Source organism: Pseudomonas monachiensis (genome assembly GCF_047345015.1).
GTDB classification, from domain to species: Bacteria; Pseudomonadota; Gammaproteobacteria; order Pseudomonadales; family Pseudomonadaceae; genus Aquipseudomonas; species Aquipseudomonas monachiensis.
Genome location: NZ_CP178857.1, coordinates 4075330 through 4099164, shown reverse-complemented (window position 1 = coordinate 4099164; position 23835 = coordinate 4075330). Strand labels below are relative to the sequence as shown.

The following is a 23835-nucleotide window of genomic DNA, read 5'->3' as shown; positions in this document are numbered from 1 at the left end:
GGACGAGGGCAGCAATGAGGGTCAGCCGAGGGTCGCCACGCTGCGCAGGATCAGGCGCACCAGCATGGTCTGGCGGGTCACGCCGGTCTTGGAGAAGGTCGAGCGCAGGTGCGCCCGGGAGGTGTTGCGGCTGATGCCCAGCTCTTCCGAGGCTTCATCGAGGGTCAAGCCGTTCGCCAATAACATGGCAAGCTGGGTTTCCGCCGGGGTGAAGTCGAACAGTGCGCGGACTATATCCTGGGGCGCGGTGGACTGCTGCTCCGGGTCGCTGATGAAAATCACCACGGTGGGGCACTGCTTGCCTTCGCTCCAGTCGCTCAAGGGCACCGAGCGCACGATGATCCCCAGATCCGCTTTGCCGGACGGTCGCTGTACGCGCAGGGCCTCAACCACTGATGGATTGCCGCTCTTTTGCGACAGCAGCGACTGCTTGACCAGTCGGCGGAACTCCTGGGTGTCCCGGGCGGTACCGACCTGCAGGCCATCGTTGACCAGTTTGATGCCGTCCTTTTCCTGGATCAGCCGGTCGGCAACCTGGTTGGTCTGCAGCACCTTGCCGGACTCGTCGAGGATGATCGTGCCGACCGCCATCTGGTTCACCGCGCCGGCGTACAGGTTGCGCTCGGCTTCGATACGGTTGAGTTGCATGTGGATCTTGATCGAGCGTTCCAGGTGCGGGATGAAATGCGTGAGCATGGCCTTTTCTTCATTGCCGAAAGGCTTGTCGTCACGCCCGCGACTGATGCGAATGCGGCACTGGGCGCCGTCGACAGTGTTGATGTCGGCACCGAGGATGTGGAACACGTCCACCGGTTCAAGGAAGTTCTTGTAGAACTCGGAGTTCTGCCAGTCGTCGTTGGAGACGAACTCGGCGAGGGTCACGACCTGGCGGTTGGGCAGGTCGACAAACGGATCGAGGCTGAAAAAGTGCTTGTTATACGACGCGGTCGCCTCGGTCGAGGTACCGGTGGTGTTGACCATCAGGCCATCCACATGGGCGCTGGGCGGACGCAGGATGAAGGTCACGTACTTGCTGTTCAGATGCACATTGAGCTGGTTGAGAAAAGTCGCCCAGGGAATGGTTTCCAGCGGCCCCTGATAGAGGTTGCCGAGCAAATCACTGAACGTATCGAGGCTGAGGCTCTGCTGCATGGGGAAAAACCGTTTTTATTATTAGCGTTGGCGGTGGCCGAGAATAAGCGCCGGTATCGACTCCTTGCAACGCTCGGGCTCAGGGCCTGACCGGCGGCTGCCGCTCAGGCCCGGGGCGGGCGAAAAGCCGCTGATGTCAGACCCGTTCGCTGGCGCGCACGACAAACTTCTTGTGTTCGGCAACGTCCGCCGACAGCGCCTGGACGTCGGTGTAGAACTGCTCGTACCAACGGCGCAACTGATAGACCGGACCGTCGCCGTCACACAGCAGCGGGTTGTCGACGCGGGTCTTGCTGTGCCAGATGGCCACGTCTTCGTAGAAGGCTGCCTGCGCTTGCGCCACGTAGGCCTTGGCCATCGCCTGGTTCTGCTCTTCGCTGAGCCCCGGGATCTTCTTCACCAGCACGCCGTAGCGCAGGGTGAAGCTGTCGAGGTCAATCGGCACGTGACAGTTGAGCAGGATCGAATGGATTGGCTGGCCGTTCATGGCGCCGTTCATTTCGGTGATCTGATAGGCCGGGCCGAAATAGGTGGCTTCGGTGGTCAGCACGCTATCGCCGGACAGGCGCTCACTGCGGGCGCGCATGATCTGGGTGGCCAGGTGGCCCTGGAAAATGTTGATGAACTCGTCGACCGGCGCGCCATGGACGGTGCCGAAGTGCGCCATGTCGGCGATGTTGTCGATCAGTTCGCGGCAGTTGGTGCCAATCTGCAGTTCGGCGACTTCCCACTCCGCCCATTCGTCGCTGTAGCAGGCGTCGATGCGCGGAATGCGTTGTTCCGGCAGCGGCGGGTTGCCTTCGGGGTCGTTCCAGACGAACAGCAGTTGGTTCTCTTCCATGATCGGCCAGCTCTTGATCCTGGCCCGTGGCGGGATGCGCTTGGCATAAGGGATGTCATCGCACACGCCATCGGCGCCCCAGCGCCAGGCGTGGAAGGGGCAGCGGATCGAGTTGCCTTCAACGCAACCGGTGCTCAGGTCGGCGCCCATGTGCGGGCAGTAGCCATCAAGAATATGCAGATCGCCGTCTTCACCCTGGAACGCCACCAGACGGGTGCCGAACACCTCCAGGCGGTGGGCCTTGCCGTCGCGGTATTGCGCGGCCAGGCCCAGGCAATGCCAGCCACGGGCGTAGCGGTCTTCCAGCAGTTTGGCTTCGATGCGGTGCAGGGTACTCATCTTATTATTCTCCCAAGGGATCACGGGTTTGGCGCATGTAACGGATTCTGCCGCCCCTGTAAAAGCGGGCATCGTCTGAATGGACGATGGCTGCTTTAAGTAGGCCCGCTCTACTGGCGCCATTAGACCCATGGCAGGAGTTGGCGATGAGTAATGAACAAGGGCCGGTAGCGGTGATTACCGGGGCCGCCAGTGGTATTGGCCGTGGCCTGGCCGAACACGCGGCGTCGCTGGGCATGCGCCTGGTGCTGGCGGATCGGGATGCGGCGGGCCTGCAAGCCCTGTGCGAGGAATTGAAATCCAGCGGTGTGCAGGCGATTGCCTGCGTCACCGATGTCGGTGATGTAACGCAGGTCGAGCGCTTGCGTGACCGGGCTGTCGAGCACTTTGGCGGGGTCGACCTGCTGTTCAACAACGCCGGGGTGATGCAAACCGGCTTCAGCTGGGAAATCACCGAGGCGCAATGGCAGCGCATGCTCGACGTCAACCTCAACGGCGTGATCAACGGCATTCGCAGCTTTGTGCCGCTGCTGCTCAGTCAGGGCCGGGCAGCCCATGTGATCAACACGGCATCCCTTGCAGGGCTGGTCAGCAGCCCGCTGATGGCGCCGTACAACGTGACCAAGCAGGCGGTGGTCGCGCTCTCGGAAACCCTGCATTACGAACTCGCCATGATCGGTGCGCCGGTGTCGGTGTCGGTGCTGTGTCCGGGGCCGGTGGCCAGTGAAATCATGGCGTCGAACCAGGAAGTGGGCACCGCCGGGTCCGACTTCAGTCAACTGCTCGACAGCACCGTTCGCCAGGGCATGACCCCGGCGGAACTGGCCGCGCAAGTGTTCGCCGCCGTCGCGCAAAAGCGTTTCTGGATCCTGCCCCACAAGAGTTTCAAACCGGCCCTTGAACGCCGTCTGCAAAGCATCCTGGGAGAAACCAATCCGCAGTTTCAAATGACTGACGTAGAGGACGATGCCCATGCCGCTCGATAAGCAGATCGCTGGAGTACTCCAGCAGTTTCGCGACATCCCGGAGCCCGATTTCAGTCATATCGATGCCGCTCAGTACCGGCAGTTCTCCGACAACCTGCTGCCGGCCATCCCCGGCGAACCGATGAGCGAGGTGTGCGACCTGCGGGTGGCCGGCGCGGACGGTGAACTGGACGCACGGCTGTACCGGCCATCGGAAGAGAGCGACCTGCCATTGCTGGTGTTTTTCCATGGCGGCGGATTTGTCATGGGCAACCTCGATACCCACGACAATCTCTGCCGCTCGCTGGCCCGCCAGACCGAGGCGGTGGTGGTGTCAGTCGCCTACCGACTGGCGCCGGAAAGCAAGTTCCCGGCTGCACCGCTCGATTGTTATGCGGCCACCTGCTGGCTGGTCGAACACGCGGCTGAACTGCGCGTCGATGGCAGCAGGCTGGCTGTGGCCGGGGACAGCGCCGGGGGCAATCTGGCGCTGGCGGTCAGTCAGTTGGCGGCACGACGCCAGGGGCCGAAGATCAGTTATCAGTGCCTGTTTTATCCGGTCACTGACGCCGGTTGCGACAGTCAGTCCTTCGAAGACTTTGCCCAGAGCTATCTGCTTTCCGCCGGGATGATGCGCTGGTTCTGGCAGCAGTACCTGCAAGACGTCGGGCAGGCGGAGGACCCATTGGCCTCGCCGTTGCGCGCCGAGAGCCTGGCGGGATTGCCGCCAACGACCCTGATTACCGCCGAATTCGATCCGTTGCGCGATGAAGGCGAGGCAATGGCCGAGTGCTTGCGCGAGGCCAGCGTACCTGTGCGCGTACAGCGTTGTGACGGCATGATCCACGGCTTTATCAGCATGGCGGCATTCGTCGAAGGGGCGGCACAGGCTTTGTCCGATGCGGCGACCGACCTGCGCGGGGCACTCAAATGAACGACCTGGCTTTCAACACGGTGCCGCAACTGATCGAGGCCATCGGAGCCGGTCGGATGGTGGTGATCACCGACGATGAACACAACGGCGAAGGCTCGTTGCTGATGGCCGCCGAACAGGCCGGGGCCGAGGCTGTCACCTTCATGGCGGTGCAGGCACGCGGGCTGATTTGCCTGGCCCTGACCGAGCAGCGCTGCCGCGCACTGGGCCTGGACCTGATGGTGCCCAACTCCCGGGCGCAACATGGCGTGGGTTTTACCCGCTCGATCGAAGCCGCCACCGGAGTGTCCACGGGCATCTCGGCAGCGGACCGGGCGCGGTCGATCCAGGTGGCGGTCGACCCGGCCAGCGTTCCGACGGACCTGGTGCAACCGGGGCATATCTTCCCGGTGCAAGCCTTGCCCGGTGGCGTGATGCAGCGGGCCGGCCATGTCGAGGCCGCTTGCGACCTGACGCGACTGGCGGGGCTGCAACCGGCGGCAACCCTGGTGGGCATCCTCAACGAGGACGGCGAACTGGCCCGTGGTGCCGAGCTGCATGACTTCGCCCAACGCCATGGTTTGCGGATCGGCACCATTGCCGACCTGATTCACTATCGCATCCTGCATGAAGGCACGATCGAACGCGGCGGCGAATATCCGTTGCAAACCCGCCACGGCGAGTTCCAGGTGACCACCTATCAGGACACCTACCAGGGCTCGTTGCACATGGCGTTGGTCAAGGGCCGGATCGACAGCACGCAACCGGTGCTGGTGCGGGTGCAAAGCATCGAGACGTTGCGTGACGTACTGGGGTGTGAAAGCGCAGGCGGGCCGCAACAGTGGACCCTGGAGCGTTCGCTGGCCGGTATCGCGGCGGCCGGTAGCGGTGTGCTGGTGCTGCTGGCGCAAAAGGAATCCGCCGAGGGCGTGCTCGAACAACTGCGTCAGCGCAGTGGAGGCAAGCACCGGGCACCACAGTTTCCGCAACGGACCCTGGGCATCGGCGCGCAGATCCTGCGGGACCAGAACGTGCGCAAAATGCGCCTGATGAGCTCGCCGGTGCCGTACACCGCTGTTTCCGGGTTTGATCTGGAAGTGACGGAGTTTGTGCCGTTCCAGCCGGCAAACTGAAGCAAACACAAACCTGTGGGAGCGAGCTTGCTCGCGATGGCGGTCTGTCAGGCGACATTGATGTTGAATGGGCCGGCCCCATCGCGAGCAAGCTCGCTCCCACAGGGTTAATGGGTGTATGCAATATCTGCGAGCAGCCGAAATCATTGTGGGAGCGAGCTTGCTCGCGATAGCTATCGATTGGTCACATCCAGTCAAAAGCTGACCCAACGCTCAAGCATCCACCGGTCTAGCCTTCCTCCTGAATTCACCATGGAGAGGGCAAAGGAATGCCTGAATTACCCGCCTCGCATCGCCTGCGCACAGGCCGCTATCCTGAACCCAACAGGATTTACCTGCTGACGAGCAACACGCTGGACCGAGAACCGGTTTTCAAGGATTTCGGTCTGGGCAGGCTGGTCGTCAAGCAATTTCAATATGCACAGGAACAATATTGGGCGAACTCGTTAGCCTGGGTTGTCATGCCCGATCATTTTCATTGGTTGATCGAGTTGCAGCAGTGCTCACTCAGTCAGCTGATGCAAAAAACCAAATCATTGAGTACGCGGGCCGTGAACATGTCCGTCGGACGTAAAGGCAGTCTTTGGCAGCAGGGCTATCACGATCGGGCACTGCGGCGGGATGAAGACTTGGTGAAGCTTGCTCGATATGTCGTCGCCAACCCGTTGCGGGCTGGGTTGGTTGAGAAGCTTGGTGACTATCCGTTGTGGGATGCGATCTGGGTTTGATCTGGAACCGTGTTGCCTCAATCGCGAGCAAGCTCGCTCCCACAGTGAATTTGGTTGTTCGCAGATATTGCGTACACCTGATAACCCTGTGGGAGCGAGCTTGCTCCGGGCGGCGTTCCGACGATGGCGGTCTGTCAGGCGACATTGATGTTGAATGGGCCGGCCTCATCGCGAGCAAGCTCGCTCCCACAGTGATTTGGGTGGTTCACAGAAGTTGCGTACACCCCATCTGCATTGGCTTAAGGCTTGATCCCGCGCAACATCTTCTTCGCCTGATCCTGCATCGCCTGCGGCGCGGTCATGTTGCCGTCGATCACGGTGATCACCGCGTGGCCTTGCCACAGTTGATAGGCATCGGCCTTTTGCTGGGCGTCGGTTGGTGTCGACGGTGGGGCCAGGTTGACGTGGACCACGCCGTCGGCGCCGCGCTGTGAGGTGAAGTTCACCCGATCCCAGTTGCCGATCGGGGCAAAGCTCACGCCTTTGACTTCTTCGGGTTTCAGGGGCGGGTAGTTGAGGTTCAAGCCGCTGATACCCGGCAGGCCGAGCACGTTCAAATCACACTGATGTTTGTTCTTGGTGCAGGCCTGTTTAGCTTCGGTACCGGCCAGGCTCGCCTGTTCAATGACCTTCACGGCAAACCGCGCCGTGTCGTCCATGGCGCCAAGGGTTTTGCGGTAGCCGGCCTGCTGGTCGCGGATGATCAGGTCCATGTCGATGGCCGTTGACACCGCTACTGCCGGAACACCTTTGAACATCGCGCGTACCGCAGCGTTCAGGGTGCCGGACATCTGCGTCAACGGGCCGACGTTTTCGCCGAAGTTGGTGCCGGATACCACCAGGTCTGGCGGCGAATCCTTGAGGATCACATCGAGGCCGACGTTGACCGCATCCACTGGCGTGCCGATGGCAGAGGTCTTGCCGGCAGGCGGGGTGTAGCCCTCCGGCGGCCCGACGCAAAATTTGCCCGGCGCCAGTTCGGTCACCGCCAGGGCCTGGCCGGGCACGACCACGCTGGCGGCGCTGATGCCGCTGCTGTCGTTCAATGGGCCGACCAGGGTGACCTTGTGCCCGGCGGCGGTCAGGGCGCGGTACATCGCATCGATACCGGGTGCGCGGCAACCGTCGTCGTTGGTCAGCAGGATGTTCAGGGCATTGGCGTGCATCGACAGGCCAACGCTGGCCATTGCGATGACGCCGGTGAGGAGTTTATTCATGAGCAGTCTTCCGTGAAATCTACAGAATTGGAAAAGCATAACGCCCCGACCGAATGAGTCGGTCGGGGCACTGAGGTTTTAGCGGGTGCCGAGTTTGCGCAGGTTGCCAGGGGTGAATTCGTCTTCGGTGAAGGCGGTGGCGTTGAGCTTCGCCGGTTTCTGATCGATCAGCATCCGGTCAACCAGATACGAGCCGGCAATCAGGTCGTGATAGATCCCGAGGCGAGCGTGGTAACGCTGCATCTCGTAGGCGTAGATCGAAGTCTGCATGTTGGTGCGCCAGAGTTGACCGCGACTGTCGTAGTTGTCGGCCAGGGTCGCGGACCAGGTGTCCTCATCCAGGTACATCACACGCTTGGCGTACACGTGGCGGGCACCTTCCTTGAGGGTGGCTTGCAGCACCCAGACGCGGTGTTTTTCATAGCGCATGTACTGCGGATCGATATGGCCGGTGGTGGCCAGAATCTGATCGGTGCTCACGCTCGGATCATCGATCTTGTAGTTGTGATAAGGAATGTAGATTTCCTTTTTGCCGACGATGGTCCAGTTGTAGCGGTCCGGTGCACCGTTGAACAAACGGTCTTCGTCGTACACGCGAAAACCTCCCGCGCCGGTCGGCGAGTCGTAGCCCACGGTCGGCGCGCGACGCACCCGGCGCTGACCGGGGCTGTACTGCCAGGCCTGGCGCGGGGAGGAGGTCGGGTTGATGAACTCGTGGCCGACGACGATTTCGCCTTTCTTGCGCACCGGTTCCAGCGTGGTGATCAGGAAGTTGGTGAGGATGCCGTTGGCCGTCTCCAGAGATTTGTCCGGACTGGACCAGATCGAGAAGATCTTGTAGTTGACCTCTTCGAGCACCTTTTCCTTGTTGGCGTACACCACCGCCTGGCCGTAGTTGGCCTCTTCAGTGTTGGCGCGCGACTGCAAGGTATGGTTGAACATCAACTCGCTGCCGTTCTTCGGGATCGGGAACGGAGAAGCACCCCAGGCGTTTTTCGTGTCGTTGTTGTCATTGTCGAGTTCGGCAGTGACGGCGTTTTTCTTGATCAGGTCTTCCATGCGCTGATCGAGGCGGAAGTCGCGGTGGCTCGGGTACACCGGGATCTTGAAGGTATCAGGGTAACGCTTGAGCAACGCTTTCTGGCCATCGGTCAGGTTGTCGGCGTACTTGTCCATGTTCTTCGAATCGATCACGAACAGTGGTTTTTCCGCGGCGTACGGGTCCGGATACGGGGTGCCGGGGCCGGCGTACTTTAGACCCGGTGGCAGACCGCGCCATTTGCCGGACCAGGCCGGGATGCTGCCGTCAGCGTTGCCGGCCTTTTCGGCGCCTATCGGGGTCAGGTCCTGGCCCAGGCGGGCGGCTTCCTCGGGGCTGACCTTGGCGTAAGCCAGGCCACTGCCGAGCAGAGCCACGGTCAATGCCGTGCTCAATAAGGTTTGGGTGAATCTGGACATGCTGTGCTCCTCCGACAGGGGAATCAGAACCGGTTCTTGAAGCTGAGCGCGACGTTGTCGCGGTCGGCCAATGGGCTCTGGGCCGCGCAAATACCCGGATAGAACAGGCTCTCATCCCGGCTCACCACCTGGTTGCCCAGGCGCGCGTTGAGGGCGTGACCACTCACGTCCCAGGTGCCATAGGCGTAGTAATCGAGCATGCGCAGCGGTCAGGCCGGCCCGACCTGCAGTTCAGGGGTGGGAAGTGAAGCTGGGGCGACTATGGAGTCACGCTTGCAATGCAACATCGTCCAACTGGACTAAGCGATATCGGGTTGCTCCTCGATTCCACCCTGCGACCCTGGCATTCCGGGCAGGGCTTGCACCACCTACGGGTGCAACGCCAGGCTAATGCAAGCCCATCTGTCGCTTGAGCTGCGCCAGGCGCGGATCGTCAGGCGCGGCCTGCTCCAGGCGCCGGAGGTACTGCACCGCCTGTTCGCGCTGGCCGCCCGTACCGTGCTGATAAATCAGCGCGTAAAGCAGATCGGGATCTTGCGGGGATTGCGCCAGACCGGCTTCCAGCGCCGTGCGCGCAGCATCGCGGCGCCGCATTTGTAGCAGGAGCAGCCCCTGGTTGTAGCGAATCCGCGAGTTGTCGGGCAAGGCGATAGCGGCCTGCTCCATCCACTGCAAACCTTCCTCGGCCTTACCGCGCTCGACCAGCAACAGCGCCAGCATGTACGCCAGGTTGCCCCGATCGCTCGCTGGCATCTCGTTGAGTGCCACGCCCTCGCGCAGGACCTGCTCGGCTTCGTCCTGGCGCAAGACGCCGTTTGCCAGCGTCACCAGGTTGATCCGCGCCGGCGAGAAATAGGGATCAAGTTTGAGCGCCTGGCGGTACTGCTCCAGCGCTTCCAACTGCAGAGCCTTGCGCTCCAGCAGCACGGCCAGATTGAGGCGGCTGCCGGGCAGGTCGGCATTACCGCGCAGGCGCCGCTCGTAGTCGTCGAGGGCCGCGGTGAAGCCTTCGCGCCGCTCTTTGGGCAGGGCAATCAGGGGAATACCCGCCAGCGCACGCAGTGCCTCGTCGCGCACCGCGCGTTGCGGGTCGTCCAGCAACGGCAGCAGACGCTTGACCCGCTCCACTGGCGCCAGCTCGGTAAAGGCAGGAATCGCGTAGGCACGCACCAGCGGACTCTGGTCTTTGAGCGCCTGAGTCAAGCTCGGCAAGGCCGGCTCGCCCAGCGCCGCCAGTTGTTCGGCAGCGGTAGCGCGGACGATCGCCGGCTTGCCCAAGTCGCCAATCACTGCCGCCAGTTGCGGCAACGCATCGGCGCTACCCTGGCGGGCGCCATGCAGCGTTTCGCCGTAGTGCGGCGGCCGCTGTGGCTTGCCGAACCAGCCTTCGATGGCCTTGGCCGCCCACGCCGGCTCCTTGTCCTTATGGCATGCAGTGCAGGCATCCGGGCTGCCGGTCCTGGCGGCCAGATCCGGGCGCGGCAGGCGCAGGCTATGGTCGCGACGCGGGTCAACGACCATGTAGGTCTGCTCCGGCATATGACAATTGACGCACTGCGCGCCGGCAGAGCCCGCCGCGTGGTGATGATGCTCGGGACTGTCGTAGTTCTTCGCCTGCAAGCTGGGGAAACGCGCAGGTGGCGCCTGGGTGTGACACTGCTGACAGAGGTCGTTGCCTTCGATCTTGACCTTGGCGGTGTGCGGATCGTGGCAATCTGTACAGGTCACCCCTGCGGCGTACATTTTGCTCTGGGCGAAAGAGCCATAGACGTACACCTCGCCCTGGATCTGCCCATCGGCATGGTAGAGATCGGGCCGTAGAGTGGCTGGCAACGCCGCATCAAGCAGCGGCTTACCCGGCTGCTGGCCGATGCCCAGGCTCTGCCGGCGACTGTGACAGTAGGCGCATTGCTCCATCAGACCCTGGCTGCCGAGCGCCTTGAAATCCACCGGCAGGCCCACATCCCTGGCTTCGCTCTCGGGTTTGTCCTTGGCTTTTTCGGCCCATTCGACGTGTTTCTGTGCCGGGCCGTGGCACCCCTGGCAGCCGACGTTTGGCTCGTGCCAAGTGGTGGAGAAGCTGTCGGTTTTATCGTCGTAATTCTTCAGCAGGTTGCTCGAATGGCAATCCGCGCACATTGCATTCCAATTCTGGTAGCGCCCGGTCCAGTGCAATGGGTCATTCGGCGCAAAACGCTGACCAGGGTAAAGCGAGAACCAGCGCTGTCCACCTTCGGCCTTCGGTCGTGTATCCCAGGCAATGGTCAGGCTCTGCAGGCGGCCACCGGGAAACTCCACCAGGTACTGCTGCAGCGGTTTGTAGCCAAAGGTGTAGCGAATAAGGAAGTCCGCCGGTTTGCCATCCGCGCCTTCGATGTTGACGAAGAACTTCTCGCCGCGGCGGAAAAACTTCGCCTGCACACCGCCATCCTTGAACCGCGCATCCTTGAAATTGCCCAGCATATTGGCTGGAGTCGCCTCACGCATCGCCCAGTCGTGATCGGAATTTTTCCAGTCCCTGGCCTGCTTGGCATGACAACCGAGGCAACTGGCGGCGTCGGCATAGCCGGCGGGGTCTTTCGCCAAGTGCGGCGATGCGGCCTCCTGTGCATGCACCGGGAGGTTGAGCAGCAGCAAGGAGCACAGCCCCAGGAACAGGTTCTTGGCGGTCGACAAGCAATGATCCTCGAATTTAAGGCTTAATTTTATTTGGCATTTTATTCGCTGACCGGGCCTGTCGAAACTCGACGGCAGCAGCACCGAGATCGACCCGGGCATAATCCCACGCCTCAACAAGCCTGGGTCGGGAAGAGCGTGCACAGCATGAGTCGACGAGGCTAATGCCCTGAACTCCCTTGCGACCTACCGCAGTTCGATTGATACCTCCTCGATCCGACCTCCTGTAAAGGTATAGCCGGGCGCGGATTCCTCGGGATAGTCACCTGCGCAGGAGCCGTGGTCGATCCCGACGTCAAAGGTTTCTTCGATCGTGAAGAAAGCCGGCGGGCTTGCGGGTAAATGGTCCTTGCCGATCAATACGCCATCGACCAGCAATTGGATCGCTGCGCCCTTGGCGTAACCTCCGCCGTCGTAGTCGAAATCGAAACGAAGTTCGTGACGGCCAGGTTTGAGTGGCTCGGCCCCGCGGAACGTCACCGTCTTCAGATCGAAAAGGCGGTAAGTGAACATCGGATGCTGTTCGGCGTCGAGATAGAGCGACCATCCGGCACTGTTGCCGCCCACCGTCGCAACCACTCCGTGCGCTTGCGCGCCGACGTCGACGATTCCAGTCACACTCCATGAACGGTTGTATGTCTTGGGCAGCGCCGATTCAGGGATGCCGACGGCACCTTCGTGGAAAGTCATGCGAGTGCGACCTTCGTGGAGCGCGGGAAGTCCTTTGGAGCCCGACATGGCGAGGTCGGCGAGCGGAAGCACCTGGTTACGCCCTGCCTCCTGCATGAACAGATCCTTCAACGCAGCGAGTCGTGCCGGCTCTTGCTGTGCCAGATCATTGCCTTGCGAATAGTCTTTTTTCAGGTCGTACAGCTCCCATTGATCTTCCTCGAACTTCTTCGTTGTGAAACCACTGATGGTTGACCAGGGGAGCCTGCGATGAAACGCCGATGCGATCCAGCCGTCATGGTAGATTGCGCGGTTCCCGAAGACCTCGAAGTACTGAGTGGTGTGGCGCTCGGGCGCTTTCGCGTCAGCAAAGCTGTAGATCAAGCTCGTCCCATCCATGGGCTTCTGCGCGATGCCATTGACCGTGGTTGGCTCTTTGATATGCGCCGCGTTCAGGATGGTCGGCACAATATCGTTGACGTGGCTGAACTGGCTGCGCAATCCGCCGCGATCCATGATTCCCTTCGGCCATGTGATCACCATCGGGTTGCGCGTGCCGCCGAGATGCGATGCAACGGTCTTCGTCCATTGGAACGGTGTGTCCATCGCCCACGCCCAGCCAGCCGGATAGTGCGCGTGCGTGCCAGGTCCGCCGAGTTTATCCAGCTGCGCGAGTTTGCTCGCGTCGCTTTCCGGCAATCCTTGTATGGGGCCGAAATAGTTCGCGCTGCCGAGCAAACCACCTTCGGTGCTCGCTCCATTGTCGCCGACGATGTAGATGAACATCGTGTTGTCGAACTGGCCATTGGCCTTGAGTGTATCGATCAACTTGCCGACCTGGACGTCGGTATGTTCCAGGAAGCCGGCGTAAACCTCCATCAATCGCGAAGCGATGCGCTTCTGATCCGGTGTCAGCGTGTCCCATGCTGGCATCCGTGGGTCTCGTGACGTGAGTACGGTGTCAGCCGGGATGATGCCAAGCTTTTTCTGCCGGGCGAAGGTCTCCTCGCGCAGCTTGTCCCACCCCTGGTCAAACTGGCCACGATACTTTTCGATCCACTCCTTCGGTGCCTGCAGCGGAGCATGGGTCGCGCCCGGCGCGAAGTACAGGAACACCGGCTTGTTCGGCGTGACCGAGTGCTGTACGCGCAACCATTCGATCGCGTGGTTGGCGAGATCTTCGGTCAGGTGATAGTTGCTGCCTGGCGGCCGCATGATCGGCGTCGTACCGTCGTAAAGCGACGGATCATATTGATCGGTTTCTCCGCCCATGAAGCCGTAGAAACGTTCGAAACCCTCACCAGTCGGCCATCGGTCGAAGGGGCCGCTCGGCGAAACTTCCCAGTCGGGCGTCTGATGCCATTTGCCAAAGGCGGCAGTGTTGTAGCCATTCTGGCGCAGGATTTCCGCTATGGTCGCAGTATCCTTGGTGTGGAAGCCGCTGTAACCCGGGCGATCGTCAGGCACGTTCTCTACCGTGCCGATCCCGACCGCATGCGGGTTGCGACCGGTCAGTAGTGACGCGCGCGTCGGTGAGCAAATCGAGGTGGTATGAAAACTGTTGTAACGCAGCCCTTCATGCGCCAGTGTGTCGAGCACCGGTGTCTGGCCGGGCCCGCCAAAAGTTGACGATGCGCCGAAGCCAACATCGTCGAGCATCACGATCACCACATTGGGCGCACCTTTTGGTGCACTTACCTGGTACTCGGGGTGAGGCACAGGTGGGGTTTCCTGTGCGCGAATGGACGCTGCGAAGAGCCCGAGACACAGGACGAGCCATTGACGGTAACAACGCATCGAGTATCTCCAGAATTTTTCTTGTTATAAGAACGAGCGCCGTCGCACTACGCCTTGTCTGATCAGGGCTTGAACCGCCCAGGGTCTCCCGCGCCTCACCAGGCGTCGTCATTCTGCCATCAGTTACCGTGATCACGGAATTCTTGCCACAGCTGATAGGCATCGGTTTTGCTGTTCTGCCGTCGGGGTTGGTGGCGCGACCAGTTTGGCACGCACGATGCCGTCGCCGCCCCGGCTGAACGCGTCGGCCGGGGCGGCGAGGTTTAGCGGGTGCCGAGCTTGCGCAGGTTGCCGGGGGTGAATTCTTCGTCGACGAAATTGCTGGCATTGAGCTTGGCAGGCTTTTGATCGACCAGCATGCGGTCAACCAGGTAGGAGCCTGCGATCAGGTCGTGGTAGATGCCCAGACGGGAGTGGAAACGCTCGATGTGATAGGCGTAGATCGAGGTTTGCATGTTTGTGCGCCACAGTTGTCCACGGCTGTCGTAGTTGTCTGCCAGGGCGGCCTGCCAGCTATCCTCGTCCAGATAGAGCACACGCTTGGCATAGAGATGCCGTGCGTTTGGCTTGAGCGTGGCCTGCACGATCCACACGCGGTGTTTCTCGTAGCGCATGATATCCGGGTTGATGTGACCGGTGGTGGACAGGATCTGTTCGATGTTTACGTCAGGTTGGTCGATCTTGTAGTTGTTGTACGGAATGTAGATCTCTTTTTTACCGACGATGGACCAGTTGTAGCGATCCGGGGCGCCGTTGAACAAGCGATCTTCATCATAGACCCGGAAGCCGCCCGCACCGCTAGGTGAGTCGTAGCCGACGGTCGGCGCGCGGCGCACGCGGCGTTGACCCGGGGAGTATTGCCAGGCTTGCCGTGGTTCGGCGGTGGCATTGATGAACTCGTGACCGACGACGATCTCACCCTTCTTGCGCACGGGTTCCAAGGTGGTGAGCAAAAAGTGCGTGAGGATGCCACCGGATGTGTCCAGGGTCTTTTTGGGGTCGGCCCACACCGAAAAGATCTTGTAGTCGACCTTCTCCGTCACCCGATTTTTGTCGGGATAGATCACTGCCTGTTGGTAGACGGCCTCTTCGGTGAAGGACCGCCCTGACATGGTGTGGTTGAGGATCAGTTCGTTGCCGTTCTTCGGAATCGGGAAAGGCGAGGCACCGAAGGCATTGCTGGTGTCGTTGCCGTCGTTGGAGAGCTCCGCGTTCAGGGCGTTTTTCTTGATGTCGTCTTCGGTGAGCTGATCGACACGGAAGTCGCGATGGCTCGGGTACACCGGCATCTTGAAAGAGTCCGGGTAGCGCTTGAACAAAGCTTTCTGGCCGTCGGTCAGGTTGGCGGCGTACTGGTCCATGTTCTGCGCGGTGATGGTGAACAAGGGTTTTTCAGACGCATAGGGGTCCGGGTACGGCGTGCCTGCACCACCGAACGTGAGACCCGGTGGCAGACCGCGCCATTTGCCGGTCCAGGCCGGGATGCTGCCGTCGGCGTTGCCGGCCTTTTCGGCGCCCATCGGGGTCAGGTCCTGGCCAAGGCGGGCGGCTTCCTCGGGGCTGACCTTGGCGTAAGCCAGGCCACTGCCGAGCAGACCGACGGTCAATGCCGTGCTCAATAAGGTTTGGGTGAATCTGGACATGCTGTGCTCCTCCGACAGGGGAATCAGAACCGGTACTTGAAGTTGAGCGCGACGTTGTCGCGGTCGGCCAACGGGCTGTTGTTGGCGTTGCCGAGGTAGGCGTTGTAGCGGGCCTCGACGGTGAAGTTGCCGAGGTAGCGCCACGAACTGCCGATGCTGGCGCGGTTATCGTTCTGGCCGGCGTTGATCGAGCCGACCATCGAGCTGTCGCCGTGGGCGGCGGCGCTGAAGGTGACAGGCACCGTCATGTCCCATCCGCTGAACACGTTGTTGTAGTCAAAGTTCGCTTGTACCGTGTAGCCCCAGGCATCGCGGTCATAGACCAGGCTGTCGGTTCCCGGCAGCGCGAAGCCAGGGGCCAGGGTCACTGGCTGCGACTTGTCGTTGCTGACCACGGTGTTGTAGACCACCTCGCCGGTCAGGCTGGTGTTGTCGGCGAAGGACGTCGGGCCAAGCACGTAGATCATCGACGTTTGCGCTTGTATTGTCTTGCCGCGCACGGGGCTGGAGAAACCGTTGTTGACCATCACCGGCGTACCGTCGCGGTAGCTGACTTCACCGGCCCAACTGACGTCGCCCAGCACGGTGGCGAAGCTCGCGCCGAACAGGTCGATGTTGTCGAAGTAGCGCACCTGATAGCGGCCCAGGGTCGATGCGAAGTCCAGTGATGGGGTCTTGTCGTGATAACGCGAGTAGTAGATGCCGAACTCGGTGTTTTTCAGCGACTCGGCGGCGTAGGTGAAGGCCAGACCGTACTGGCCACTGTCGCTCGGTTTGTCGTCCTTCAGACGGGTGACAAAACCGGAGGCGTCGTTGAAGCCGCCCTCGTCGATGAAGTCGGTGGTGGAGAAGTAGCTACCCACGCCGAACAGCTCGGTCTTTTCCCACTTGTATTGGTAGTAGGCCTGGATACCCAGGCTTTCGGTCAGGGCGAACTGGGTGAACAGTTGGCCGACCGGCAGCAGGATTTCCTTGACCTCGACGCCCGGGGTGGTCGCCTTGGTCGCGTCCACCGGGCTCTGGGCCGCGGAAATGCCCGGATAGAACAGGCTCTCACCCCAGCTCACCACCTGGTTACCCAGGCGCGCGTTGAAGGCATGGCCGCTCAGGTCCCATGTGCCATAGGCGTAGTAATCGAGCATGCGCAGTTCATTGCGGTGCTGGTCGATGGTGTCCTGGGAGAAGCGGTCAGGCTTGCTGCAATGGCCGCCGGCGAAGCAGTTGGAAGTGCCGGTGGTGTTGTCGTTGTCCTGATCGTAGACGTTGTCGTAGAAGCCCGTCGCCCGCACGAACACGCCGTAGTCGTCTTGCCACTTGATGTTGGCTTCGGTGAGAAAGCCGCTGCGGTTGTTGATCAGGCTGCCTTTGTCGAACGCGTTATCGCCATCGTTGCCGTTAGCGTTCGCGGTCAGTTTGTGATCGCGAGCCTCGGTCCGCCAGGCGAGGCTGTACGTCAGTGTAGTGTCCCAGTCGATGCTCAAGTCTTCGCTTGGCTGAAAGCTCATGGCGTTAACGTGAGCGCTAAGTCCGCCAGCCAGCATCAATAGAACAAGCTGTGTGCGAGTGTGCTGTGTTGGTGGGGCGATTATTGTTTTTATCATGTCGTCCTCATGGCCCAGGTCAGACCTGCCCGACCTGCATTTCAGGGGGGGGATTGGTGCTGTGGGCGACTATGGAGTCACCAATTGCGCGCAACATCGTCCAAGCGGACTAAGCGATTTGTACGGGGTGGCAGCAGGCCTGGCCTTAGTCTTATCGGACGATGAACACCCGGCGCGCGCGGCGAACAATCCCGAGACCGACTGCACCGGGCGAAGATCCGGCGGTGGCGGTTTCTGCCTGATGGGCGCTGAACAAGGGTGATCGCATGAACGCTGCCGGGATCAAATGGGACGAGTGCTGTGATGTGTTGGTGATTGGCTCTGGGGCCGGAGGCATGACCGCTGCGCTGCGCGCCCACGACCTGGGCCTCAATGCGCTGCTGATCGAAAAGAGCGGCGAGTACGGCGGCACCTCGGCGGTGTCCGGCGGCGGCATCTGGATCCCCAACAATCACCGGATCAATGCGATCGGCGGCAGTGATTCGGCGGCCGAAGCGATTGCCTACATCCGCGCGGTGACCCATGGCGAGATCGACGACGGGCGCATCGAAGCCTATGTCGAGAATGGCCGGGAGATGGTCGAGTACCTGGAACAACACACCCGCGTGCGCTTCGAGGCGCAACCGCGCTATGCCGATTACTACCCGGAAGTCGAGGGCGGAAAACCGGGCTATCGCTCGATGGATCCACAACCGTTCGATGCCGCCGAACTCGGAGAAGAATTCTTGCGCATGCGCGCACCGTCCCCTGGCACCCTGATGATGGGGCGCATGGCGATGACCATGAAAGAGGCGCAAGTGCTGCTGTGCCGTGGCCCCGGCTGGTTGCGCCTGACCCTGCGGGTGATGTGGCGTTATTGGAAGGACCGCGAAGGCCGGCGCTTGTCCCGCCGCGATCGTTTCCTGACCTTGGGCAATGCCTTGATCGGTGCCTTGCGCTGTTCGTTGCAGGATCGCGGCAAGTCGCTGTGGCTCAACTGTGCGCTGGAAGAGTTGCTGCTGGTCGGTGACCGGGTTGGTGGGGCGCGGGTCAATCGCAACGGTCAGTTGCTCAACGTCAAGGCACGCTATGGGGTGATCATCGCCGCCGGTGGTTTCGAGCGGAACCAGGCGATGCGCGAGCAGTACCTGCCGCAGCCGTCCCGGGCGAACTGGAGTGCCACGCCGCCCAACAATACCGGCGACGGCATCCGCGCCGGCCAGGCCCTTGGTGCGCGGACCGCGTTGATGGAGCACAGCTGGTGGGCGCCGACCACCTACGTCAAGGGTGAAGAAAAACAGCGTGCGCTGTTCGTTGAACGCACTCTTCCGGGGTGCGTGATGGTCAACGCGGCGGGGGAGCGTTTCGTCAACGAAGCCGCGCCCTATACCGATATCGTTTACGCGATGTACGCCAACAACCGCGAAGGCGCCGCGAGCGTGCCGTGCTGGATGGTGTTCGACGCCGAGTTCCGCCGCAAATACCCGTGTGGCGCCTTGTTGCCGGGCTATGCCCAGCGCGATTGGCAGTTGCCCGAGCATTTGCGTGATTACTTCCACAAGGCGTCGAGCCTGGAAGAACTGGCGACGAAAATCGGCGTCGACGCTGGGGGGCTGATGCGCACCGTGCAGCGTTTCAACGGCATGGCCGTGCAGGGCGTCGACGAGGATTTCCACAAGGGCGAATCGCTGTTCGACCGCTACTACGGCGACCCGAACGTGCAACCCAATCCGTGCCTGGCGCCGTTGCTCAAAGAGCCGTTCTACGCCGTGCGCATCGACGCCGGCGACATCGGTACCAAGGGTGGCCTGCTGACCGATGTGCACGCCCGCGTGTTGCATGAAGACGGCGAACCGATCAACGGCCTGTACGCCATCGGCAACAGCGCCGCCTCGATGATGGGCCGCACCTATCCGGGTGCCGGTTCGACCATCGGCCCGGCCATGACCTTCGGTTACCTGGCCGCCAATCACATCAAGCGCCAGAGCGAAACCGCTTCGGCGAAAACCTTGTTCGGGAGTGTCGAATGAACAACCAGCATCCACGGATCGCCGTAGTGACCGGTGCCAGTCGCGGAGTCGGGCAGGGCATTGCCCTGGCCCTCGGGGCGGCGGGCATGACGGTGTATGTCACCGGTCGTGCCCCGGCGCAGGGCGGATCGAATTTGTACGGGCATGCCTTGCGCGGTTCGCTTGCGGACACCGCCGCGGCGATCACCGCCGCCGGTGGGCGCGGTATCGCGGTGGTCTGTGATCACGCCGATGACGCGCAGGTTCAGGCGCTGTTTAGCCGCGTGGAAAATGAGTGCGGACATCTGGATTTGCTGGTGAACAACGCCGCGTTCATCCATGACCGGTTGATCGAGCCAGGGCCGTTCTGGGCCAAGCCGCTGGACCTGGTGCGCATTCTCGACGTCGGTCTGCGTTCGGCCTACATCGCCAGTTTCTACGCCGCGCCGTTGTTGCTGAAAAGTGCCCAGGGGCTGATCTGCTTTACCTCGTCATTCGGCGCCGGCTGCTACATGCATGGCCCGGCGTACGGCGCGCAAAAGGCCGGGGTCGACAAGCTGGCAGCGGACATGGCCATCGATTTTGAGGGGCAGGGCGTGGCGGCGTTGTCGCTGTGGCTCGGCCCGCAACTGACCGAACGCACGAAGATTGCCGGCGAGCAGCATGGAGAGCAGTACCAGGCATTCCTGGCCCACGCCGAAACCCCGCAATTCAACGGGCGGGTGATTCATGCCTTGCTCAATGATCCGCAATTGATGGCGTTGTCCGGGCAGACCCTGATCACCGCCGAAATCGCCCCTGGCTACGGCATCAGCGAAGCCGAAGGCCGCCAGCCACCATCCCATCGCGCCATGCTCGGCGACCCGCGCCAGCAGCATCCAGCGCGGGTGGTCTGAAACAAGCAAAAGATCGCAGCCTTCGGCAGCTCCTACAGGGATCGGTGTACACCAGTAGGAGCTGCCGAAGGCTGCGATCTTTTTTGAGGCCCCGGTCTTAATTGACTGGCTGAAGTGCCCACTCGCGCAACACATTCTTGGTCACTTTGCCCGCCGCATTGATCGGCATGCTCTGCAGCACTTGCACCCGGCGCGGCACCTTGTAGTTGGCCATCTGCTCACGGCACCAGGCGAGGAACCGCACCTGTTCGATTTCCATCCCGGGAGCAGGCAGCAGGAACGCCATCGCCACTTCACCCATGCGCTCGTCAGGAATACCGATCACCGCTGCCTGGGCCACGCCCGGATAGGTCAGCAGGCACTGTTCGATCTCCGCCGGGTACACATTGAAGCCGCCGGTGATGAACATGTCCTTGAGGCGGTCGGTGATGCGCAGGTAACCCTGTTCGTCGAGCATGCCGATGTCACCGGTGTGCAGCCAGCCGTCGGCGTCGAGAATCTCCTGGCTGGCTTCGGGGTTGTTCAGATAACCCTGCATCAGGTTGTAGCCGCGAATCTGCACTTCACCGGGAATGTTCGCCGGCTGGCTGCGACCGTTGTTGCCGACACAGCGTACTTCTACCCCCGGCATCGCCCGGCCACTGGTGTTGGCGACCCGTTCCGCGGAGTCGCCGGCGCGGCAGATCGTGGCGAAACCGCAGACTTCCGTCAGGCCATAGGCGGTGACGATGGTCGCGAAGCCCAGTTCGTCGCGCATGCGGTGGATCATCTCTACCGGGATCGCCGCTGCCCCGGTCACCGCCACGCGCAAGGAACTCAGGTCGAAGGCACTGCGTTGCGGATGGGCCAGCAACGATTGATACAACGTCGGCGGCCCGGGCAACACGGTGATGCGTTCGCGCTGCACGCATTCGAGCACGGCCTGCACGTCGAACACTTGCTGCGGCAGGAGGGTGCAGCCACGCATCAAGGCGGCCAGCCAACCGGCCTTGTAGCCGAAGGAGTGGAAGAACGGATTGACGATCAGGTAGCGATCGCTCTCGCGCAAGCCGACGATATCGCTCCAGTCGCGCACGATGCGCAGGTTCTGGCCGTGGCTGGTCATTACGCCTTTGGGTTTGCCGGTGGTGCCCGAGGTGAACAGCACGTCGGACAAGGCCTGTGGGCCAACGCTCTGCTCGCGGGTGCGCAAGGCCAGGTGTGGCACGTCGGCCGCCAGATCCATAAACCGTTCCCAAGCCAGGGTGCCCGGATTGGCACTGCGCAGGCTGACAATGTGGCGCAGCTCAGGCAGGTCTTCCGACGCCAGCATGCCGGGGTAGTCCGCGCCAAGGAATTCGCCGATGGCAAACAGCACGCAGGTGCCGCTTTCGCGCAGGATGTAGCCGGCCTCACTACCCTTCATTCGGGTGTTGAGTGGCACCAGAGCGGCGCCGACACTTTGCAGGGCGCCGGCGGCGACGATCCATTCCCACACGTTGGGCGCCCAGATCGCCACGCGGTCCCCGACCTGTACGTCGAGGGCCAGCAGTGCGCGGGCAGCCTGGCGGCGCAGTTGGTCCAGTTGTCGATAGCTGATGACGTGGCCCGCGTCCTCGATGGCCGGGCGGTCGCCGTAGGCCTGGGCAGCGTTGGCGAACAGTTGAGCGATGGTCAGTGCGGTGGCGACAGGCGGCATGGGGCCTCCCCGGTTAGAAGACAGTTGCGAAAAAGGGAGTAGGCCGGGCAGGGCGCCCGGCCGGATAACGAATTACTGGGCGGGCGGGGCGAAACGGCGACCGGCGGAGAAACCACCGTCCACGGCAATCATCTGGCCGCTGACAAAGGACGCTTCTTCCGAGGCCAGGAACAGCGCGACGTTGGCCACTTCTTCCGGTTGCCCGGAGCGGCTGAGCATGTGTTGCGAAGCGAAAAACGCGTGGAACGCGTCATTGTCACGGACCATGCTGGTCATCGGCGTTTCGATCAGGCCCGGGCACAAACCGTTGACGCGAATGTTGGCGTAGCCGTAGTCGATGGCCATCGAGCGGGTCAGCTGGTTGATGCCGCCCTTGGACACGTTATAGGCGACGTTGCCGTCGCAGCCTTGCAGGCCGAATATCGATCCGACGTTGATGATCGAGCCATTGCGTTGTTCAACCATCGACGCCAGCGCGTATTTGCTGGTGAGCATGCTGCCGGTCAGGTTGATGTCCATCACCCGTTGCCAGGCGGCGGTGGTGGTCTGGGTCACGCTGCCCTGGTCGGCGACGCCGGCGGCGTTGACCAGTACGTCGATGCGCCCGAAGCGGCTGATGACTTCTTGCATGACCTGCTGCACCTGCGCTTCGTCGCGCACGTCCAGGGTCATGAACAGGCCGGGAAAGTCAGCCGGTGCGCTGCCGATGTCCAGTCCGATCACTTGCGCGCCTTCATCGGCGAAACGGCGCACACAGGCCAGACCGATCCCCGAAGCGCCGCCGGTGACCACCGCGACCTTATTCTGCAAACGAGCCATAACTGCACCTCTTTTATTGTTGTGGGCTAATGCTTGGGCCGAGTCTAACCGCAGACCGGGCCGGACATGATCGTCCGTTGAGACTATGGCGACAGAGCGCCTCAATCGGCCTGATCGCAAATGAACGCACGTCCCCTGTAGGAGCTGCCGCAGGCTGCGATCTTTTGATCTTGCTTCTGAAAAATCAAAAGATCGCAGCCTGCGGCAGCTCCTACAGGGGCAGGTGTAGCCTCAATCCGGGAATTTCAGGCGTACCCGGGCACCGGTAGGTCGGCTCTGGCAGGCCAGTGTCCAGCCATCGGTCAGTTCCTTGGCGCTCAACACGTCGTTGCGCGCCAATTGGATTTCGCCTTCCTTGACCACGCACATGCACGCCCCGCAAAAACCCTCTTCACAGGACGACGGCACGTCCAGGCCCGCCGCCTTGCAACTTTGCAGCAGGGTGTCGCCGGGCTGGCAGGCAATCTCGTGTTGCTGGCCATCGAGTTCGACGATCAGCGCTTCGCACTGCGAATCCATGGCTGCAGCCCGTGCCACAGCTTCTTCGGCCAGCAGCTCGTCGGGGTCCGGTGGCGAGACGAAACGTTCGACATGGATCCGCTCGGCCGCTTCGCCCAGTGCCAGCAGCGTGCGCTCCACGGTGTCCATGAACGGTCCCGGCCCGCAGATGAAGTAGTCGCCACCGGCCGATCCGCGTAGCAGATGACGGACCTGATGGTCCGTCAGGAAACCCTGCACCGAATCGAGGACGTGCACCACGTGCAGTTGATCAGGATGCGCCTTGATCAACCGGCACAGCTCGTCCTTGAAAATCACCGACGCCTCATCGCGGTTGGCGTAGATCAACTTGATCGGCCGCCGGCTGCTGTGCAGCACCGATTTGAGAATGGAAAACACCGGGGTGATGCCCGAACCGCCCCCGAACAGGACCAGGGGCTTTTCGGTGTCAGCCTGCGGGTCCAGACAGAAATGCCCGGCCGGTGGCAGCACTTCCAGCCAGTCGCCGACCTGCACTTCGTTCATCCAGTTCGACACCCGGCCACCGTCGACCCGTTTCACCGTGACCTTGGGCAGCGCGTCCGCGAGGGGCGAGCTGGCCATGGAGTAGCAGCGGGTCAACAGTTTGCCGGCCAAGGGCACGCGAAAACTCAGGAACTGGCCCGGTTTGTAGCGAAAGCGCTCACGCAGGGTTGGCGGTACGTCCAGCACCAGCGAGCGCGCATCGGCGGTCTCGTCGATCACCGCGCACACTTGCAATGAGACGCTTGCCGTCGTGTGTTCGGCCGGGGTCAGGTTCTGCTGTTGCGTGCCCATGTTCACCT

General features: G+C 61.9%; 18 protein-coding genes. 6 read left to right on the top strand and 12 right to left on the bottom strand.

Going from position 1 to position 23835, the window contains the following annotated elements; all coding sequences use genetic code 11:
• Positions 1-21 precede the first annotated feature (21 nt).
• Both ACMDB8_RS18415 and ACMDB8_RS18410 read right to left on the bottom strand, forming a co-directional pair.
• Positions 22-1152, bottom strand: a complete 1131-nt coding sequence (locus tag ACMDB8_RS18415) for a helix-turn-helix transcriptional regulator (protein ID WP_056722410.1) — start codon at positions 1150-1152, stop codon at positions 22-24.
• Positions 1153-1288: 136 nt separating this feature from the next.
• Positions 1289-2332 (bottom strand): Rieske 2Fe-2S domain-containing protein, encoded by a 1044-nt coding sequence (locus ACMDB8_RS18410; RefSeq protein WP_056722408.1) that lies wholly within the window; start codon positions 2330-2332, stop codon positions 1289-1291.
• A 146-nt stretch (positions 2333-2478) separates the two neighbouring features.
• Between ACMDB8_RS18410 and ACMDB8_RS18405 the strand changes: the two genes are divergently transcribed.
• From ACMDB8_RS18405 to ACMDB8_RS18390, 4 genes are all read left to right on the top strand, one after another.
• Positions 2479-3318, top strand: a complete 840-nt coding sequence (locus tag ACMDB8_RS18405) for an SDR family NAD(P)-dependent oxidoreductase (protein ID WP_056722406.1) — start codon at positions 2479-2481, stop codon at positions 3316-3318.
• Positions 3305-4231, top strand: coding sequence for an alpha/beta hydrolase (locus ACMDB8_RS18400; protein ID WP_056722404.1), 927 nt, complete (start codon positions 3305-3307; stop codon positions 4229-4231). The genes ACMDB8_RS18405 and ACMDB8_RS18400 overlap by 14 nt, the downstream gene beginning before the upstream one ends.
• Positions 4228-5343 (top strand): 3,4-dihydroxy-2-butanone-4-phosphate synthase, encoded by a 1116-nt coding sequence (locus ACMDB8_RS18395; protein ID WP_056722402.1) that lies wholly within the window; start codon positions 4228-4230, stop codon positions 5341-5343. Before ACMDB8_RS18400 ends, ACMDB8_RS18395 begins: the two co-directional genes overlap by 4 nt.
• 269 nt (positions 5344-5612) lie before the next feature.
• Positions 5613-6071 carry an REP-associated tyrosine transposase gene (locus tag ACMDB8_RS18390; RefSeq protein WP_056722400.1) on the top strand — a complete coding sequence of 153 codons (459 nt, stop codon included), beginning with the start codon at positions 5613-5615 and terminating at the stop codon, positions 6069-6071.
• 239 nt (positions 6072-6310) lie between these two features.
• Here the strand turns inward: ACMDB8_RS18390 and surE are convergent, their stop codons facing one another.
• The 7 genes from surE to ACMDB8_RS18355 all read right to left on the bottom strand — a co-directional run bounded on the left by surE (position 6311) and on the right by ACMDB8_RS18355 (position 17132).
• Positions 6311-7288, bottom strand: coding sequence for a 5'/3'-nucleotidase SurE (gene surE, locus ACMDB8_RS18385; protein ID WP_056722398.1), 978 nt, complete (start codon positions 7286-7288; stop codon positions 6311-6313).
• A 78-nt stretch (positions 7289-7366) separates the two neighbouring features.
• Complete coding sequence (locus ACMDB8_RS18380) at positions 7367-8746, bottom strand: DUF1329 domain-containing protein (RefSeq protein WP_409078875.1); 1380 nt, start codon at positions 8744-8746, stop codon at positions 7367-7369.
• Between the two features lie 23 nt (positions 8747-8769).
• The gene (locus ACMDB8_RS18375) at positions 8770-8946 is read right to left on the bottom strand and encodes a DUF1302 family protein (RefSeq protein WP_409078874.1); all 177 of its coding nucleotides are present in this window, start codon (positions 8944-8946) and stop codon (positions 8770-8772) included.
• Positions 8947-9133: 187 nt separating this feature from the next.
• Positions 9134-11422 (bottom strand): tetratricopeptide repeat protein, encoded by a 2289-nt coding sequence (locus tag ACMDB8_RS18370; protein WP_409078873.1) that lies wholly within the window; start codon positions 11420-11422, stop codon positions 9134-9136.
• A gap of 186 nt (positions 11423-11608) precedes the next feature.
• The gene (locus ACMDB8_RS18365) at positions 11609-13888 is read right to left on the bottom strand and encodes an arylsulfatase (protein WP_409078872.1); all 2280 of its coding nucleotides are present in this window, start codon (positions 13886-13888) and stop codon (positions 11609-11611) included.
• 263 nt (positions 13889-14151) lie between these two features.
• A complete protein-coding gene (locus ACMDB8_RS18360; RefSeq protein WP_056722390.1) occupies positions 14152-15531 on the bottom strand; it encodes a DUF1329 domain-containing protein in 1380 nt (459 codons plus the stop codon).
• A 23-nt stretch (positions 15532-15554) separates the two neighbouring features.
• The gene (locus tag ACMDB8_RS18355; RefSeq protein WP_056722389.1) at positions 15555-17132 is read right to left on the bottom strand and encodes a DUF1302 domain-containing protein; all 1578 of its coding nucleotides are present in this window, start codon (positions 17130-17132) and stop codon (positions 15555-15557) included.
• Positions 17133-17398: 266 nt separating this feature from the next.
• Here ACMDB8_RS18355 and ACMDB8_RS18350 point away from each other — a divergent pair, with 266 nt between their 5' ends.
• Both ACMDB8_RS18350 and ACMDB8_RS18345 read left to right on the top strand, forming a co-directional pair.
• Complete coding sequence (locus ACMDB8_RS18350) at positions 17399-19141, top strand: FAD-binding protein (RefSeq protein ID WP_409078871.1); 1743 nt, start codon at positions 17399-17401, stop codon at positions 19139-19141.
• Positions 19138-20016, top strand: a complete 879-nt coding sequence (locus ACMDB8_RS18345) for an SDR family NAD(P)-dependent oxidoreductase (protein ID WP_056722385.1) — start codon at positions 19138-19140, stop codon at positions 20014-20016. Before ACMDB8_RS18350 ends, ACMDB8_RS18345 begins: the two co-directional genes overlap by 4 nt.
• A 97-nt stretch (positions 20017-20113) precedes the next feature.
• On the opposite strand, the gene ACMDB8_RS18340 is transcribed toward ACMDB8_RS18345, so the two are convergent.
• From ACMDB8_RS18340 to ACMDB8_RS18330, 3 genes are all read right to left on the bottom strand, one after another.
• Positions 20114-21694: a FadD3 family acyl-CoA ligase gene (locus tag ACMDB8_RS18340; protein WP_056722382.1), complete on the bottom strand. Its 1581-nt coding sequence runs from the start codon at positions 21692-21694 to the stop codon at positions 20114-20116.
• A 72-nt stretch (positions 21695-21766) separates the two neighbouring features.
• Positions 21767-22513 carry an SDR family NAD(P)-dependent oxidoreductase gene (locus ACMDB8_RS18335; protein WP_409078870.1) on the bottom strand — a complete coding sequence of 249 codons (747 nt, stop codon included), beginning with the start codon at positions 22511-22513 and terminating at the stop codon, positions 21767-21769.
• 231 nt (positions 22514-22744) lie between these two features.
• Complete coding sequence (locus ACMDB8_RS18330; RefSeq protein ID WP_409078869.1) at positions 22745-23827, bottom strand: 2Fe-2S iron-sulfur cluster-binding protein; 1083 nt, start codon at positions 23825-23827, stop codon at positions 22745-22747.
• Positions 23828-23835: the final 8 nt, after the last annotated feature.